Here is a 17,179-nt window from a genome sequence, read left to right as displayed (position 1 = left end):
TTTACGGCTCGGTTACTGGATCATCATATTGTGGTGTGCGCTCATCATAATCCAGATGGAGCCCACGACGACAATGGCGATAATCAGGACGGCAAACACAAGAGCCACCACGTTCCAGCGCTCTTCTGAGGACGTATTCAGGTGCAGGAAGTACACCAGATGCACCAGAATCTGAACCACTGCACATCCCACCACCGTGAAAAGAATGGCGTTATGTGAGGCAGTGCCGCTCATGACCATACTGAAAGGAATGACGGTCAAAATTACTGACAGTACAAAACCTATTACGTATGACTTAACACTACCGTGGCTAGCACCTGAATGATCGGTTGTTGAATGACTCATTAGATTGCCCCCAGTAGATAAACAACGGTGAAGACGCAAATCCACACCACGTCAAGGAAGTGCCAGAACAGGCTCAGGCACATCAGACGTGTTTTGTTGGTTGCCGTCAGGCCACGTTTGGACACCTGAATCATCATGATGACCAACCAGATCAGACCGCCCGTTACGTGGAGCCCGTGAGTGCCGACCAGTGCGAAGAAGGCAGACAGGAACGCACTGCGGTCCGGGCCATAGCCTTCAACAATCAGGTGATGGAATTCATAGATTTCCATCCCGATAAACACCAGACCGAACAAGAACGTTACGCCCAGCCAGGCATTAACCTGAGATTTGTTACCCTTGTTCATGGCGATCATTGCCATGCCGTAGGTAATACTACTGAACAGCAACGCGAACGTTTCTACCAGCACGAAGGGCAGTTGGAAAATGTCCTTCCCGCTTGGGCCGCCGGCAGTACCGTTAACCAGTACTGCATAGGTTGCGAACAGTGACCCGAAAATGATCAGGTCGCTCATCAGGTAGACCCAGAAGCCGAATACCTTGTTGGCTCCTGTGTCGTGGTGCCCATGCTCAGCATGGGCTGTATTGTGGTTAGTCAGAGTTTCAGTTGACATGTTTCACGCCTGCCTTACTGAGTTGATCAAAATTCTGATTCTCAATTTGCTCAATTTCTTTAACCGGCACGTAGTAATCCACGTCTTGATTAAAGCTGTGCACAATCCAGGTCACAATCATGCCAGCGAAGCCAGCAATGGCCAGCCACCAGATATGCCAGATCATGGCAAAACCGAATACCAGGCTGAATGCGGAGATAATCACACCAGCGCCGGTGTTCTTCGGCATGTGAATCTCTTCATAGCTGGCAGGGCGCTTGTAAGCTTCACCTTTCTCTTTCGCTTCCCAGAACGCATCACGCTCGTCAACATGCGGCACGACAGCGAAGTTGTAGAACGGCGCAGGAGAAGAGGTTGCCCACTCCAGCGTACGTCCACCCCACGGATCGCCCGTCAGGTCACGGTTTTGGTGACGGTCACGGATACTGACGTAGAACTGGATCACCTGACACAGCACACCGATACCGATCAGCACTGCACCGATGGATGCCACAACCAGTAAGGCGTGGAATTCAGGGTTGATTTGCTGGCTCAGACGACGCGTCATTCCCATAAAGCCGAGAATATACAGCGGCATAAAGGCAACGAAGAAGCCGATAATCCAGAACCAGAACGCGCGTTTACCCCAGGTTTCGTTCAGGGTGAAACCAAAGGCTTTCGGGAACCAGTAAGTAATACCTGCGAAGCAACCAAACACTACGCCGCCGATGATCACGTTATGGAAGTGAGCAATCAGGAACAGACTGTTGTGCAGGACAAAGTTTGCGCCTGGTACGGCCAGCAGTACCCCGGTCATCCCACCGATGGTAAAGGTGATGATGAAGCCCGTGGTCCACAGCATCGTGGAGTGAGACTGAATACGACCTTGATACATGGTGAACAGCCAGTTGAAGATTTTAACCCCGGTTGGGATTGAAATAATCATGGTGGCTATACCGAAGAAGGCGTTGACGTTCGCGCCGGACCCCATGGTAAAGAAGTGGTGCAACCAAACGATGAACGACAGAACCGTAATCGCGATAGTAGCCCATACCAGTGAGGTGTAGCCAAACAGACGTTTTTTACAGAAGGTGGCAACCACTTCGGAGTAAACGCCAAAGATCGGCAGTACCAGAATGTAAACCTCAGGATGACCCCATGCCCAAATCAGGTTGATGTACATCATCATGTTGCCACCCATATCGTTGGTAAAAAAATGGGTGCCGAGGTAACGGTCAAGCGTCAGCAGCGCAATGGTAACGGTCAAGATTGGGAATGCGGCAATGATCAGCACGTTGGTACACAGCGCTGTCCAGGTAAATACCGGCATTTTCATCAGTGTCATGCCTGGCGCACGCATCTTCAGAATCGTCGCGAAGAAGTTAACGCCAGTCAGCGTGGTACCAATACCGGATATTTGTAGACTCCATATCCAATAATCGACCCCGACGCCGGGACTGTACTCCTTTCCTGAAAGCGGCGGATACGCCACCCAGCCAGTCTGCGCGAATTCACCGACCCCGAGAGAGAGGTTGATCAAGATAACGCCGACGACAAACAGCCAGAAGCTGAGGGAGTTCAGGAATGGGAAAGCAACGTCACGCGCACCGATCTGCAAAGGAACCGCAAGGTTCATCAGACCAACAACGAACGGTGTCGCCACGAAGAAGATCATGATTACACCGTGCGCGGTGAAAATCTGATCGTAGTGGTGAGCGTTTAGGAAGCCTTCTTGCCCGGCAGAGGCCAGAACCTGCTGGCCGCGCATCATGATGGCATCGGCAAAGCCACGAATCATCATCACCAGACCAACGATGATGTACATGATACCGATTTTCTTATGGTCGACGGAGGTGAACCACTCGGCCCACAGCCATTTCCACTTGCCTAAATAGGTTATTGCCGCCAGCAGCGCAAGGCCGCCAACGATGATCGCCGCCACGGTGACCATAATAATGGGTTCGTGGTACGGAACCGCATCGAGTGTAAGTTTTCCGAACATCGTATTATCCCTCGGCTCCTTTGTGCGAGCTATGCTCGCCCATGTTCATACCCTCACCATGTTGCATGTTTTCGTCAGGCTTCATGCCTTCACCATGATGTTGCATGTTCATGTCGTTGCCTATGAATTTGCGAATAATATTATTGAACAAATCCGGCTGGACACTGGAGAAGTATTCGACAGGATGGAATTCACTTGGCTTAGCCAACGTGTTGAATTCATCCATAGTATTCAGTGTTTTGGAGGACGCACGAACGTTCGCAACCCACTGGTCGAACTCTTGTTGAGTTGGTGTGGCAATCGCGGTGAACTTCATTCCAGAGAAGCCTTTACCACTATAGCCGCCAGAGATACCGTCATACTTGCCCGGTTCGTTAGCGATTAAGTGGAGCTTCGTCTGCATTCCGGCCATTGCGTAAATCTGTCCACCAAGACGAGGAATGAAGAAGGAGTTCATCACAGAGTCGGATGTGATCTTGAATGCAACAGGCACGTTGGCAGGGAAAGCCAATTCGTTAACCGTAGCGATACCAAGGTCTGGGTAAACAAACAACCATTTCCAGTCAAGCGAAATGACTTCGACATTGATTGGTTTGACGTCTGATACCAGTGGCTTGTACGGGTCAAGCGAGTGGGTCGTCTTCCAGGTAATCGTGCCAAGAATAACGATAATGATAATTGGTACAGTCCAGACTACAGCTTCTATCTTGTTGGAATGTGACCAGTTCGGGGTATATTTTGCCTTTTCATTGGAAGCACGGAACTTCCAGGCAAAAGCTATCGTCATAACGATAACGGGAATCACAACGATCAACATCAGCCCGATGGCAGTCAGTATTAGCGATCTTTGTTCTAACCCGATCTCTCCTTTGGGGTTCATCAGCGCCATATCGCAACCGCTCAGTAGAACAGTGGCTGCAAATAAAGACAGCATCCCAAAAATTTTATTGTATTTCTTGAGTCTCATCTAGCGACCTCAATAACAAGGGCTCTATTGTCATTTCATGCGAGCGGGCATTTTACGGGAAGGTTACTGCACTGTAAACATGATTAAGGTTATGTCAGCCGATTGTTGCTGGTTTTTGCCCTTAATGTCACAAAGATAGCCAAAATAAAAATGGTATTGAAAAACAGCAAATTAAGTAGCTACCCCGATGAGAGTATGGATGGATAATAAAAAATTACAACTTACCATAACGCTTATTTTCTATTTTTAGTTTGGTGAAATTTTTTGCTCAACATGTGTTTTTGATAACGAATGAAATTAGTTCTGGAGAGATTCTACGAGGAAATAAAATTTCCTCTAGCAAGATAATTATGAAAAAAATAATTAAATAAAGGAATGGTGTAATTGGTTCAGGCAACCGATGAGAGCTACCTGAACGAATATCGTTAGTGCACAGACGGTCTGGACGCGCGTCTGAGTGACAGATAGTCCAGCAAGCTACCGAAGAAAATGCCCAGCAGCGCGAGCGTACCGCCTGCGATGAGCAGGTATTCTGCCAGTAAGGGCAATGAAGACCATTCCAACGCATTACTGATGAGCAGAATAAGCCACAGTGCCAGTAATACCACCCCTGACCCCAGTATATGTAAGGCCTTTCTGTAATAATTCTGGAAGTGTGTGCGTAACTGGAAGGTGTCCGTTTTCTGAGTAAATTCCAGCGTCTCACGGCAAATCATTAGAATTGCCAGACCCGGTAATGCAGCCAAAATCGAGAACAGATAGAACCATGCCCAGCCGTAGGATTCGACAAACCAACCTGCGATAGGACCGACGTACACCCGTCCGACGGCTGCAAGGGCGGAGAGCAGGGCAAACTGTGTGGCTGAGAATGATTTATTACATAGCGTCATCAAGAGCGCGACGAATGCTGCTGTCCCCATGCCGCCACAGAGATTTTCCAGAAAAACCGCGGTAGCCATTGTGAATAGGCTTTTGGCGGTAATAGCCAGTAGCCAGTACCCTGCATTGGACACGGCCTGAAGGATGCCAAACAGCATCAGCGCTCTGAATAATGAGAGTCGCTGCATCAATAATCCACCGTAAATTGCCCCCACGATGGTGGCGAAGAGTCCAAGCGTCTTGTTAACCAGCCCAACATCACCGGCATTGAAACCAACGCCGCGTATCAGGAAAGTGGTCGTCAAGCTGATCGCAAAGGCATCACCGAGTTTGTATAGCACGATCAACAGAAGAATGAGCCAGGCGTTGTTACGTTCGAAGAAATCACGCAGTGGGGCAACAATCGCTTGCTCCATGGTGCGCGGCGCAGGCTGACTATTTAGCGGTTCCGGTGCTAATAGGGTTGCGAACACACCGATCAGCATGAGTCCTGCCATGAGCCAATACGTTGCCTGCCAGCCGAGATAGCGATCCGCCATCCACAGAGCTAGTCCGCCTGAAACCAGCATGGCCAGACGGTAACCTAATACTGAGGTGGCCGCACCCGTACCGCGTTCCTCAGGGGGAAGTAAATCCGTCTTATAGGCATCAAAAACGATATCCTGAGAAGCAGAGCAGAATGCAACCATCACGGCCAGTGCCGCCAGCCACCAGAGATCGCGTGCTGGGTTCATAAATCCCATACCAATAATCGCAGCAATCAGCAGAAGTTGACTGAGAATCAGCCAGCCACGGCGCCTGCCAAGAAACGGTGGGGTATAGCGATCCATGAGGGGGGACCACAGAAACTTGAATACGTAGGCTTGACCAACCAAAGAGAAAAAACCGATGGTTTTCAGATCGACATTCTCGACAGTCATCCAGGCTTGCAATGTGCCGGATGTTAATGCCAGTGGTAAACCGGAAGCGAAGCCAAGCAACAGCATAAAAAGCGAATTACGTTGGCTGAATAAAGCAATGATGCGACTAAACATGAAGAGTCCTTTCCCTTGCTCCGAGAGCGTTCAGGAGCAAGGGAAGCGGCATACTGAAATTAACGGGCGTTTTCTTTGACGAAGCTACTTACACTGGTGTCTTGCGCCATGTCGTTGATAACATCGCCTAGCACCGTGTTAACCGCATCGGTAATTTTGTCGTTGCTGGCGGTGAAAGCGCCCTGAACATTATAGGTTGAGCGGTAGTTTTTCACCTGCTTGTTGCCATTTGCTGCCTGAGAAATGATGGAGATATCTGCTTTGGTCGTGATGTTGTAGCGCAGGTTTCCTTCAGAAACATCGGCGTACAGGTGGTTAACCACAATCTGTAAAGCGACTGGGCCGCCCGTGCCGATCATATAACCACGCGCGGTCATTTGTTTCTCCAGCGCTTCTTGCAACAGGAAGCGCAGATCGCGGGAAGGCGTCAGCGTAATCAGTTGGCCGTCGCGATTCACTTTTGCCAGAGCCTGGTCGGCGCGCTGGTCTGCACCGTTGATGCTAATCGTTACGCCCATCAGCGTCGGATCCTGAGAAGGCAGGCTAATTTTAGGCGTGATGTTCAGCGTGTTGCTTTTTGCTGCACAGCCTGCAAGCAGAATTACGGCCAGTAGAGGGAAAAATAATTTTTTTAACATTCGTATTTTCTCAATAATGATTAGTGTGGTGAGCCGATAAATATTGTTGATATCATATCATCGCCACAGGCAGGAAAAAGAGCCGATAGCAGGTAAATTGTTCTGAAATTCATCTTTTTCGTGCCATGAGCCAGAAAAACCGTTTTTATCACATCAAGACCGTCGATGATATATCAATGCGTTGAGAAAATTTTCTGCTTTGTCAGGCGGCTTTTACGCATAACTGGTTGAAAAAACGCTAAGGTTATAATGATTCGGACATCGGTGAGTTGCAGTTGAGTGGCCGTTATGTCGCGTTGATATCAAATTTCCCCCCAAGCCGAAAAGGGTAGTCGTATGATGCGTGAAACGATAGAAGAAAAGCTGCGTGTGGGCTTTGAGCCCATTCATTTAGAGGTGATCGATGAAAGCTATCGTCACAACGTGCCTGCGGGAGCGGAAAGTCATTTTAAAGTCGTGCTGGTCAGCGATAAATTCACGGGGGAACGCGTGATTGGTCGACACCGCGCCGTCTATGCCGTACTGGCTGAAGAGTTAGCGGGTTCAGTGCATGCGTTAGCATTACATACGTATTCGACAAAAGAGTGGGCCAGTTTGCAAAACGCCGTCCCTTCTTCACCACCTTGCGGCGGCGCTGGCATCCTTTCGTAGTCATTAATATGGCCCGTTCCAGACATATCGGGGCGGGTTACTGACCAAAAGTGTGAATCTGTTGCTGTAATAGTCGGCCCTCCGTTCTCGACTCATCCTCTCTATACCGCTATAATGCCGCGTCTATTTTTTCCTGAATGTATTCGGGACGCTTCTGACTACAGGGAACGGGGTTGGCAATTTCCCGGTTCTGCGAGGTTTATTTAAGTCTGTGTGCCTTGGTGCCAGTTCTGAATCAGCCTTGCTGTCGTGAGATTTTTCGTCGCGAGAATAGTTTTGGGGTTGACCGATCACTGTGATTTTTTGAGGTAACAAGATGCAAGTTTCAGTTGAAACCACTCAAGGTCTGGGACGTCGCGTAACGATTACCGTTGCTGCTGACATCATTGAGAGTGCGGTGAAGAGCGAGCTGGTCAACGCGGCCAAAAAAGTACGTATTGACGGTTTTCGTAAAGGCAAAGTGCCGATGAATGTTGTTGCTCAGCGTTATGGTGCCTCTGTGCGTCAGGACGTATTGGGCGACCTGATGCAGCGCAACTTTGTTGACGCTATCATCAAAGAAAAAATTAATCCGGTTGGCGCGCCTAACTACATCCCTGGCGAATACGCTGTAGGCGGCGACTTCACTTACTCTGTTGAGTTTGAAGTGTACCCGGAAGTTGAACTGAAAGGTCTGGATGCGATCGAAGTTGAAAAACCGGTTGTTGAAGTGACTGACGCTGATGTTGATACCATGCTGGAAACGCTGCGTAAGCAACAGGCGACCTGGAAAGAAACTGACCGTGCTGCGGCAGCGGAAGATCGTGTCACTATCGATTTCACTGGCTCTATCGACGGTGAAGTCTTTGAAGGCGGCAAAGCTTCTGACTTCGTTCTGGCAATGGGCCAGAATCGTATGATCCCAGGTTTTGAAGATGGCGTTGTTGGGCACAAAGCGGGTGAAGAATTCACTATCGATGTGAACTTCCCTGAAGACTACCACGCTGAAAACCTGAAAGGAAAAGCGGCTCAGTTCGCTATCGTCCTGAAGAAAGTTGAAGAGCGTGAACTGCCTGAACTGACTGAAGAATTCATCAAGCGTTTCGGCGTGGCTGATGGTTCTCAGGAAGGTCTGCGTGCTGAAGTCCGTAAAAATATGGAACGTGAGCTGAAAGGCGCGGTGCGTAACCGTGTGAAAACTCAGGTTCTGGACGGACTGATCAATGCAAACGAAATCGACGTGCCAGCGGCACTGATCGATGGCGAAATCGATGTTCTGCGTCGTCAGGCTGCACAGCGTTTTGGCGGCAACGAGAAGCAAGCGCAGGAATTACCGCGTGAGCTGTTCGAAGAGCAGGCTAAACGCCGCGTGGTTATCGGTCTGTTGCTGGGTGAAGTCATCAGCAGCAATGAGCTGAAAGCTGACGAAGCTCGCGTTAACGCACTGATCGAAGAGATGGCTTCTGCGTACGAAGATCCGCAGGAAGTTATCGAGTTCTACGGCAAAAACAAAGAGCTGTTGAACAACATGCGTAACGTCGCTCTGGAAGAGCAAGCGGTAGAAACCGTACTTGCTAAAGCGAAAGTTGTTGAGAAATCAGTAAGCTTCAACGAGCTGATGAATCAAACTGCTACAGCATAAACATTGTTGATTGCGTAGCAGGGAGCTTTCCCTATCAAAAGCCCGTGCCTTATGGCGCGGGCTTTTTGCTTATAGGTTTGTGCGATCTTGATGGTTATCGTTTCGATTGTACTTTATCTCTGGTGTTTACCCTCTCAGCCCCATTAGCGTATAGACGAGGAATGGCGGCCTGAAATTGCACTATTATTAAAGCAGACAAAGAATTTATGAGGTCAGGCAAGGGGTTAAACCTCAGGTTTGCCGTGCCGATAACGTGTTAATAATAAAATAATTGGTTCTTTAATAGAGAACGATTGATAGTGTAAGCTTGAAATACAATGCGTGTGCCCCCACTCACTGAAGAGGAAAAGTAGGCACAGCAGGTAAGGATTCTCGGCCGTATAGGTTGTTCAGCAGTGAAGGGATAGGGTTCCATAGTCATCCCCCCCTATCTCTAGTAGAATTGAATGCAATGCTTGAACAACGTAACAAGAGTGCCGGACGCATTTTATCTAGGAGACGTGAATGTCATACAGTGGCGAACAAGAAAGACAAGCACCTCATATGGCGTTAGTGCCGATGGTGGTTGAACAGACCTCGCGTGGGGAACGTTCTTACGATATCTATTCCCGTCTGCTAAAAGAACGGATAATCTTCCTGACTGGTCAGGTTGAAGATCATATGGCGAATCTGGTTGTGGCACAGATGCTGTTTCTGGAAGCCGAAAACCCAGAAAAAGACATTTATCTGTACATTAACTCTCCTGGTGGCGTCATCACTGCCGGTATGTCCATTTACGACACCATGCAGTTTATCAAGCCAGATGTCAGCACGATCTGTATGGGACAGGCTTGCTCAATGGGTGCGTTCCTGTTGACGGCGGGTGCCAAAGGCAAACGTATTTGCCTGCCTAACTCGCGCGTTATGATTCACCAGCCGTTGGGCGGTTTCCAGGGGCAGGCTACGGATATTGAAATCCATGCCAAAGAAATTTTGAAAGTGAAAGCCAAAATGAATGAGCTGATGGCGAAACATACGGGTCAGCCTCTTGAAGCGATAGAGAGAGACACCGAGCGCGATCGTTTCCTCTCTGCCAGTGAGGCAGTAGACTACGGTTTGGTAGACTCCGTATTCACTAACCGCGGGTAATCACTCGCCATAGTAGCGGTCTGGTGTAGCTAAAATCAGTGTTCGACCGATAGTCTGTTGTGCGGGGTTATTTTACGCGTATTGGCTATAAGTATCGGCGTTCGTTGTAGCGGTATCGCTGTGGTTGGCCTGCGGGCAAAAGACGAAAAAGAGGTTTAACTCATGACAGATAAGCGCAAAGACGGTTCAGGAAAGTTACTGTACTGCTCTTTTTGCGGCAAGAGCCAGCATGAAGTGCGTAAGCTGATTGCCGGGCCGTCGGTGTATATCTGCGATGAATGTGTTGACTTGTGTAACGACATTATTCGCGAAGAAATTAAAGAAGTGGCGCCCCATCGTGAGCGCAGTGCGTTGCCGACGCCACACGAAATTCGCCGCCACCTTGACGATTATGTTATTGGTCAAGAGCAGGCCAAGAAGGTGTTGGCCGTTGCGGTGTATAACCACTACAAACGCTTGCGTAATGGTGACAGCAGCAACGGGATCGAACTGGGTAAAAGTAACATCCTGCTGATTGGTCCTACCGGGAGCGGTAAAACGCTGCTGGCTGAAACGCTGGCGCGCTTCCTGGATGTACCATTCACCATGGCGGATGCCACAACGCTGACCGAAGCTGGTTACGTCGGTGAAGACGTTGAAAACATCATTCAGAAGCTGTTGCAGAAGTGTGATTACGACGTGCAGAAAGCACAGCGTGGTATTGTCTACATCGATGAAATCGACAAGATTTCTCGTAAGTCAGACAACCCGTCGATCACCCGCGATGTTTCAGGTGAAGGTGTACAGCAGGCGCTGCTGAAGCTTATCGAAGGGACGATTGCTGCTGTTCCGCCGCAGGGTGGGCGCAAGCATCCGCAACAGGAGTTCTTGCAGGTTGATACCTCTAAGATCCTCTTTATCTGCGGCGGCGCGTTTGCAGGGCTGGACAAAGTGATCGAGCAACGTACCGATACAGGTCGCGGCATTGGCTTTAATGCAACGGTTAAAGGATCGGCGGACAAAGCAACAGAAGGCGAACTGTTAAGCAATGTTGAACCGGGTGACTTGATTAAATTCGGTTTGATTCCTGAGTTTATCGGCCGTCTGCCAGTGGTTGCTACGCTGAGAGAGCTGAGCGAAGAAGCGTTGATTCAGATTCTGCGTGAGCCTAAAAATGCGCTGACCAAGCAGTATCAGGCATTGTTCAACCTGGAGGGCGTTGAACTGGAATTCCGCGATGAAGCGCTGACGGCGATTGCCAAGAAAGCGATGGCGCGTAAAACCGGTGCGCGTGGCCTGCGTTCTATCGTTGAAGCCGCTCTGCTGGATACCATGTATGACCTGCCATCGCTGGAAAGCGTGGACAAAGTCGTCATTGACGAATCTGTTATTGCGGGTCAATCCGAGCCATTGCTGATCTATGGCAAGCATGAAACCCAGCAAGCTTCTGGCGAATAAGTAATCAATTAAGCGTATCGAAAAATAAAAATGGGGGATTTTATCCCCCATTTGTTTTTTACACGCATGCTGGTCGTTGAATGTGAGATATTTATCCCCATATACTCAAATACCTATTTGATGAAACCCGCGAAAACCGCGTTTCACGATATTCCCATAACCTGGCGGAAACGAAACTAAGAGAGAGCTCTATGAACCCTGAGCGTTCCGAACGCATAGAAATCCCCGTATTGCCATTGCGCGATGTGGTGGTTTATCCGCACATGGTCATTCCGTTGTTTGTTGGTCGGGAGAAATCGATTCGGTGCCTTGAAGCCGCAATGGATCATGACAAAAAGATCATGCTGGTGGCACAGAAAGAAGCTTCAACGGATGAGCCAAGTATTAACGATCTTTTCTCGGTAGGGACGGTAGCCTCAATTCTTCAAATGCTGAAACTGCCTGACGGTACGGTAAAGGTACTGGTCGAGGGGTTGCAGCGTGCCCGTATTACGACGCTTTCTGACGGTGGCGAGCATTTCGCGGCAAAAGCCGAATATCTTGACTCTCCGGCGATTGATGAACGCGAGCAGGAAGTGCTCATGCGCACGGCAATCAATCAGTTTGAGGGTTACATCAAGCTGAACAAGAAGATCCCGCCGGAAGTACTGACATCACTGAACAGTATTGATGATGCCGCGCGTTTAGCCGACACCATTGCCGCACACATGCCGCTGAAATTGGCTGATAAGCAGTCGGTACTTGAAATGTTCGATATTACCGAACGTTTAGAGTATCTGATGGCAATGATGGAATCCGAAATCGACCTGCTGCAGGTAGAAAAACGGATCCGAGGCCGCGTTAAGAAGCAAATGGAAAAAAGCCAGCGTGAGTACTATCTGAATGAGCAAATGAAAGCCATTCAGAAAGAGCTGGGTGAGATGGACGACGCTCCGGATGAACACGAAGCGTTAAAGCGTAAGATTGAAGCGGCAAAAATGCCGAAAGACGCACGTGAGAAAGCCGAAGCTGAACTGCAAAAGCTGAAGATGATGTCGCCGATGTCGGCGGAAGCGACGGTAGTGCGCAGTTATATCGACTGGATGGTGCAGGTTCCGTGGAATGCGCGTAGCAAAGTGAAGAAAGACTTGCTGAAAGCGCAGGAAATGCTGGATACCGACCATTATGGTTTGGATCGTGTGAAAGAACGCATCCTCGAATATCTCGCAGTACAGAGTCGTGTCAGCAAGATCAGAGGGCCGATTTTGTGTCTGGTAGGGCCTCCTGGCGTCGGTAAAACCTCGCTCGGTCAGTCCATTGCCAAAGCGACCGGACGTCAGTATGTGCGTATGGCGCTGGGTGGCGTGCGTGACGAAGCGGAAATCCGCGGACACCGCCGTACCTATATTGGTTCTATGCCGGGCAAACTGATCCAGAAAATGGCGAAAGTTGGCGTGAAAAACCCGCTGTTCCTGCTGGATGAGATCGACAAGATGTCTTCCGACATGCGTGGCGATCCGGCTTCTGCATTGCTGGAAGTGCTCGATCCTGAGCAGAACGTGGCGTTTAACGATCATTATCTGGAAGTCGACTACGATCTGTCTGATGTGATGTTTGTGGCGACGTCTAACTCCATGAACATCCCGGCGCCATTGCTTGACCGTATGGAAGTTATTCGTCTTTCCGGCTATACCGAAGATGAAAAGCTGAACATCGCCAAACAGCACCTGTTGCCGAAACAGATCGAACGTAACGCGCTGAAGAATGGTGAGTTGTCGGTAGAAGACAGTGCGATTGTTGGCATTATCCGTTATTACACGCGTGAAGCTGGCGTACGTAGTTTGGAGCGTGAAATCTCCAAGCTGTGCCGTAAAGCAGTAAAAACGCTGTTGATGGATAAATCCACTAAGCATATTCAGGTTTCGGGCGATAACCTTAAGGATTTCCTTGGGGTACAGCGCTTTGACTATGGCCGCGCGGACGATGAAAATCGCGTAGGGCAGGTGACCGGTCTGGCCTGGACGGAAGTTGGCGGCGATCTGCTGACGATCGAAACCGCCTGTGTGCCGGGCAAGGGTAAATTGACCTATACTGGTTCGTTAGGCGAGGTGATGCAGGAGTCGATTCAGGCTGCGCTCACTGTAGTTCGTGCCCGTGCGGAAAAATTAGGCATCAATGCTGATTTTTACGAGAAGCGTGATATCCACGTTCACGTTCCTGAAGGTGCAACGCCGAAAGATGGGCCAAGTGCGGGTATCGCGATGTGTACCGCGCTGGTTTCTTGTTTGACCGGAAATCCGGTGCGTGCCGATGTGGCGATGACGGGGGAAATTACCCTGCGTGGTCTGGTACTGCCGATCGGCGGTCTGAAAGAGAAATTGCTGGCCGCACACCGTGGTGGAATCAAGACAGTATTGATTCCTGATGACAACAAACGCGATCTGGAGGATATCCCACAGAACGTGATTGCGGATCTGGAAATCCATCCGGTGAAACGTATCGAGGAAGTGTTGGCGTTAGCGTTGCAGAATTCGCCTTCTGGCATGCAAGTGGTCTCTGCGCCTAAAGCAAAGGCCAAAGCCAAGGCAAAATAGTGACCTGTCGCAAAAACCCTTGAGAAAATCAGGGCTGGTGAGTGAAATCGTGCTTGCCAGCTTTTTTTTGTACCGCTAAGTTAGAGCACTGTTAGTTTTAGCCGTAACTGGCTGAGCATGACAGTATTGATAATAAGTTACGTGTCGCGTCTTGGGACATTGAAGCGCGATAAGAGAATTCCAGAGGGGATGACAGAGTGAACAAGTCACAATTGATCGACAAAATTGCCGCAGATGCTGATATTTCCAAAGCGGCAGCAGGGCGTGTGTTAGATGCAATTATTGGTTCCGTTACCGAATCCCTGAAAGAAGGGGATGATGTTGCTTTGGTTGGTTTTGGTACTTTCTCAGTGCGTGAACGTGCTGCTCGTACCGGCCGTAACCCGCAAACTGGTAAGGAAATCAGTATCCCTGCAGCAAAAGTACCAGGATTCCGTGCTGGTAAGACGCTGAAAGACGCCGTTAACTGATTATTACGTCACAGGTTTGGCTGATAACTACTTTGGGTGCCAAACAATACCTGACGCAATGATATTGGTAGGGTAAGATACGAGGCGCATCATTTTATGATGTGCCTTTTATTTATATAGGACTATACCTACCCGACACACGGCAGAACGTGGCGAAGGCGACGTGAGAACGGCAAACTTTGTTTTTAACTAAACATCGATATTGCTTTCTAAACATCGCTGCTGGTCGTTTTGGTGGCGGGTAATAAGCTTAAGTGCGCCCTAGCCTTGTATTGGGCTATAGCAATCGCAAGGATGCATGGCTTCGGCCAGCGCAGGGAGTTTTATCCATTCTACAGCGGAGTGTTGTCACATTATGATGGACAATTTACGTACGGCCGCAAATAACGTCGTGCTCAAAATTATTCTTGCTTTGATCATCGCATCATTCGTTCTAACTGGCGTTGGTGATTATCTTATTGGTGGTTCAGGAGATTACGCTGCAAAGGTGAACGGGCAGGAAATTACCCGCGCACAGCTTGAGCAGGCGGTACAGAACGAACGCAGTCGTCAGCAGGAAGCCTTGGGTGAGAATTTCTCTCTTCTGGCGAGCAATGACGGTTACATGCAGCAATTGCGTAGGCAGGCACTCTCCCAACTCATTGATGAAACCTTGCTGGATCAGTATGCCAACAAGCTGGGGTTAAACATCAGTGATGAGCAAATCAAACAGGCGATCTTTGACGTTCCCGCGTTTCAGACAAACAACCGTTTTGATAATGAAAAGTATCTGGATCAGGTTCGCCGCCTTGGCGTAACGCCGGATATGTATGCTCAGATGCTGCGTAAGCAACTGACATCACAACAGCTGATTCGCGGTTTTGGCAATTCATCGTTCCTGCTGCCGCAGGAGATCGATAATCTGGTGAAACTGGCTGCACAAGATCGCGTTGTCCGTTTGGCAACCATTGATATTGCCGCCAAAGCGAAAGCCCAGACGGTGGCTGATGATGAAGTCCAGAGCTATTACGATCAAAACAAAGGCAATTTCATCGCACCGGAAGAATTCAAAGTCAGCTATATCACGTTGGATGCGGCGAGCATCATGGACGGCGTGAAAGTAGACGATGCTGCCATCAACGATTTTTACGAGCAGAACAAGAACGACTATTCCCAACCTGAGCGCAAAAAATTCAGCGTTATTCAGGTGAAGAATGAGGCCGATGCAACGTCTGTTCTGGACGCGCTGAAGCAAGGCGGTGATTTCGCTACGCTGGCGAAAGAAAAATCAACGGACATCATCTCGCGCCGTAACGGTGGCGATTTGGGATGGATGGACGAAAACAGCATGATTGATGAGCTGAAGCAGGCAAAACTGACAGAGAAAGGCCAGATTTCTGCAGCAATTAAATCTTCTGTTGGCTACCTGATTGTGCGTCTTGATGATGTTCAGCCACAGCAGATCAAACCGTTGAGCGAAGTGCGTGCCGAAATCGCTGAGAAAGTGAAGCATGAGAAAGCGCAGGATGGTTACTATGCGCTGCAGCAAAAAGTCAGCGAAGCGGCCAGCAATGACAACGAATCTCTGGCTTCAGCAGAAGAAGCGGCCGGTGTGAAAGCCACGCAGACCGACTGGTTTACGCGTGAGAAGGTTCCTGCCGCGCTGAATTTCCAACCAGTCACGCAGGCTATCTTTAGTGGCGCGCTGCTGGGGGAGAACGGTACTGCAGGCAACAACTCTGATGTGATTAACGTTGACGGTGACCGTGCTTTCGTTCTGCGTATCACTGAGCACAAACCTGAAAGCACTCGCCCTCTGGATCAGGTTCGTACCGAGATCGTAGAGACGTTGAAACGTCAGAAAGCTGAACAGCAGGCTCGTCTGGACGCTGAAAAAATTCTGGCTGAGCTGAAGCAAGGTAAAGACGACGCGATGAAAGCGGCAGGGTTGAGCTTTGGTGAAGCAAAAACGATGTCTTCTATCTCTCAGGGTGATGCAACGGCTGAAGCTATTTTTGCTATGCCGCATCCAGAGAAGGATAAGTCGTCTTATGCGATTGCTCAGGATCAAGCGGGCAATGTCGTGCTGGTGGCGCTGGATAGCGTGACGCCACATCAGCTAAACGATGAGCAGAAAACACAGTTTGCCAGCCAGGTTCAGCAAGGTTCTCTGGGCGCACTGTTTGATTCTCTGCTGTCCAGCTTGCGTAGTGAAGCGAAAATCAAGATGGGCAATGCGGCGCAGGAACAACAATAAGCCCCGCAAAAATTTGCAAATCGTTGCAACAACCAAAGGCCGCTTTCGCGGCCTTTTCCACATTTAAATTCTGCTGTTTGCGATGTTGACTGGCCTGCGGCAAGGTAGCCGTGCTGTCAAACACATGGAGGAAACAGCATGAAAAAATCAGGAATAAAAGCACTGTGCTTAATCATTGGGATGAGTTTATCTGGGTTGCCATTATTAGGGCAGGCTGCGCCTAAAGCCGCCGACGGTACGGCGACGGCGGTGAAGTCTGCATCAGCAGATCAGAAAGTGGAAAAAGCAACGCTTCCTGATGGCGATGAGGATAAGGTGAGCATCAATGCGGCAAGCGCTGCCGAGTTGGCCGAGATAATGAACGGCGTCGGGCTGAAAAAAGCGGAAGCGATAGTGCACTACCGTGAGCAAAATGGTCCTTTTACCCAGATCGAGCAATTAACTGAGGTATCAGGAATTGGGGCGGCGTTGGTTGAGCGCAATCTCTCTCGTTTGAAACTGTGATACCAGTCGCAGCTCGGTTGAGCATTTCCTCTGGGCTGCGAACCTCTGCTAGGCTAATTATCAGGTCATACCAGTTATTGGCTTTGTCACAGGAGTATTAC

14 protein-coding genes are annotated in these 17,179 nt (G+C 49.5%); 8 read left to right on the top strand and 6 right to left on the bottom strand.

Features of this window, described 5'->3' with window-relative positions:
- Positions 1 to 12: 12 nt before the first annotated feature.
- The 6 genes from AB8809_RS17485 to AB8809_RS17460 form a co-directional block, all read right to left on the bottom strand.
- Positions 13 to 345, bottom strand: coding sequence for a cytochrome o ubiquinol oxidase subunit IV (locus AB8809_RS17485; RefSeq protein WP_015839339.1), 333 nt, complete (start codon positions 343 to 345; stop codon positions 13 to 15).
- On the bottom strand, positions 345 to 959 hold the full coding sequence (locus tag AB8809_RS17480; protein ID WP_015839340.1) for a cytochrome o ubiquinol oxidase subunit III: 615 nt from the start codon (positions 957 to 959) through the stop codon (positions 345 to 347). Before AB8809_RS17480 ends, AB8809_RS17485 begins: the two co-directional genes overlap by 1 nt.
- Entirely contained in the window at positions 949 to 2,940 is a 1,992-nt protein-coding gene (gene cyoB, locus AB8809_RS17475) for a cytochrome o ubiquinol oxidase subunit I (RefSeq protein WP_015839341.1), read from the bottom strand. Before cyoB ends, AB8809_RS17480 begins: the two co-directional genes overlap by 11 nt.
- Before the next feature lie 4 nt (positions 2,941 to 2,944).
- The gene (gene cyoA, locus AB8809_RS17470; RefSeq protein ID WP_015839342.1) at positions 2,945 to 3,907 is read right to left on the bottom strand and encodes a cytochrome o ubiquinol oxidase subunit II; all 963 of its coding nucleotides are present in this window, start codon (positions 3,905 to 3,907) and stop codon (positions 2,945 to 2,947) included.
- A gap of 425 nt (positions 3,908 to 4,332) precedes the next feature.
- Complete coding sequence (gene ampG / locus AB8809_RS17465) at positions 4,333 to 5,820, bottom strand: muropeptide MFS transporter AmpG (RefSeq protein WP_349855122.1); 1,488 nt, start codon at positions 5,818 to 5,820, stop codon at positions 4,333 to 4,335.
- 59 nt (positions 5,821 to 5,879) lie between these two features.
- Complete coding sequence (locus AB8809_RS17460) at positions 5,880 to 6,458, bottom strand: lipoprotein (protein WP_015839344.1); 579 nt, start codon at positions 6,456 to 6,458, stop codon at positions 5,880 to 5,882.
- A 336-nt stretch (positions 6,459 to 6,794) separates the two neighbouring features.
- Between AB8809_RS17460 and bolA the strand changes: the two genes are divergently transcribed.
- The 8 genes from bolA to AB8809_RS17420 all read left to right on the top strand — a co-directional run bounded on the left by bolA (position 6,795) and on the right by AB8809_RS17420 (position 17,078).
- Positions 6,795 to 7,109, top strand: coding sequence for a transcriptional regulator BolA (gene bolA, locus AB8809_RS17455; protein ID WP_015839345.1), 315 nt, complete (start codon positions 6,795 to 6,797; stop codon positions 7,107 to 7,109).
- Between the two features lie 316 nt (positions 7,110 to 7,425).
- Positions 7,426 to 8,730 (top strand): trigger factor, encoded by a 1,305-nt coding sequence (gene tig, locus AB8809_RS17450; protein ID WP_015839346.1) that lies wholly within the window; start codon positions 7,426 to 7,428, stop codon positions 8,728 to 8,730.
- A gap of 504 nt (positions 8,731 to 9,234) precedes the next feature.
- Entirely contained in the window at positions 9,235 to 9,858 is a 624-nt protein-coding gene (gene clpP, locus AB8809_RS17445; RefSeq protein ID WP_010282141.1) for an ATP-dependent Clp endopeptidase proteolytic subunit ClpP, read from the top strand.
- A 162-nt stretch (positions 9,859 to 10,020) separates the two neighbouring features.
- Positions 10,021 to 11,295 (top strand): ATP-dependent protease ATP-binding subunit ClpX, encoded by a 1,275-nt coding sequence (gene clpX / locus AB8809_RS17440; protein WP_015839347.1) that lies wholly within the window; start codon positions 10,021 to 10,023, stop codon positions 11,293 to 11,295.
- A gap of 191 nt (positions 11,296 to 11,486) precedes the next feature.
- Positions 11,487 to 13,868, top strand: a complete 2,382-nt coding sequence (gene lon / locus AB8809_RS17435) for an endopeptidase La (protein ID WP_181848121.1) — start codon at positions 11,487 to 11,489, stop codon at positions 13,866 to 13,868.
- 197 nt (positions 13,869 to 14,065) lie between these two features.
- Positions 14,066 to 14,338 carry a nucleoid-associated protein HU-beta gene (gene hupB / locus AB8809_RS17430; protein WP_005976031.1) on the top strand — a complete coding sequence of 91 codons (273 nt, stop codon included), beginning with the start codon at positions 14,066 to 14,068 and terminating at the stop codon, positions 14,336 to 14,338.
- A gap of 355 nt (positions 14,339 to 14,693) precedes the next feature.
- Positions 14,694 to 16,574 (top strand): peptidylprolyl isomerase, encoded by a 1,881-nt coding sequence (gene ppiD, locus AB8809_RS17425; protein ID WP_349855121.1) that lies wholly within the window; start codon positions 14,694 to 14,696, stop codon positions 16,572 to 16,574.
- Between the two features lie 138 nt (positions 16,575 to 16,712).
- On the top strand, positions 16,713 to 17,078 hold the full coding sequence (locus AB8809_RS17420) for a helix-hairpin-helix domain-containing protein (protein ID WP_194429746.1): 366 nt from the start codon (positions 16,713 to 16,715) through the stop codon (positions 17,076 to 17,078).
- Positions 17,079 to 17,179 lie beyond the last annotated feature (101 nt).

This window comes from Pectobacterium aroidearum, assembly GCF_041228105.1.
Classification (GTDB): Bacteria; Pseudomonadota; Gammaproteobacteria; order Enterobacterales; family Enterobacteriaceae; genus Pectobacterium; species Pectobacterium aroidearum.
Note: the sequence above shows the minus strand (reverse complement) of the source record. Positions and strands in the feature narration are given on the sequence as shown.

Bases quoted from the DNA above. Each gene is read 5' to 3' on its own strand.
- AB8809_RS17480 (WP_015839340.1), bottom strand. From the start codon at position 959: ATGTCAACTGAAACTCTGACTAACCACAATACAGCCCATGCTGAGCAT.
- cyoB (WP_015839341.1), bottom strand. From the start codon at position 2,940: ATGTTCGGAAAACTTACACTCGATGCGGTTCCGTACCACGAACCCATT.
- AB8809_RS17460 (WP_015839344.1), bottom strand. From the start codon at position 6,458: ATGTTAAAAAAATTATTTTTCCCTCTACTGGCCGTAATTCTGCTTGCA.
- ampG (WP_349855122.1), bottom strand. From the start codon at position 5,820: ATGTTTAGTCGCATCATTGCTTTATTCAGCCAACGTAATTCGCTTTTT.
- lon (WP_181848121.1), top strand. From the start codon at position 11,487: ATGAACCCTGAGCGTTCCGAACGCATAGAAATCCCCGTATTGCCATTG.
- AB8809_RS17485 (WP_015839339.1), bottom strand. From the start codon at position 345: ATGAGTCATTCAACAACCGATCATTCAGGTGCTAGCCACGGTAGTGTT.
- ppiD (WP_349855121.1), top strand. From the start codon at position 14,694: ATGATGGACAATTTACGTACGGCCGCAAATAACGTCGTGCTCAAAATT.
- clpP (WP_010282141.1), top strand. From the start codon at position 9,235: ATGTCATACAGTGGCGAACAAGAAAGACAAGCACCTCATATGGCGTTA.
- AB8809_RS17420 (WP_194429746.1), top strand. From the start codon at position 16,713: ATGAAAAAATCAGGAATAAAAGCACTGTGCTTAATCATTGGGATGAGT.
- cyoA (WP_015839342.1), bottom strand. From the start codon at position 3,907: ATGAGACTCAAGAAATACAATAAAATTTTTGGGATGCTGTCTTTATTT.
- tig (WP_015839346.1), top strand. From the start codon at position 7,426: ATGCAAGTTTCAGTTGAAACCACTCAAGGTCTGGGACGTCGCGTAACG.
- clpX (WP_015839347.1), top strand. From the start codon at position 10,021: ATGACAGATAAGCGCAAAGACGGTTCAGGAAAGTTACTGTACTGCTCT.
- bolA (WP_015839345.1), top strand. From the start codon at position 6,795: ATGATGCGTGAAACGATAGAAGAAAAGCTGCGTGTGGGCTTTGAGCCC.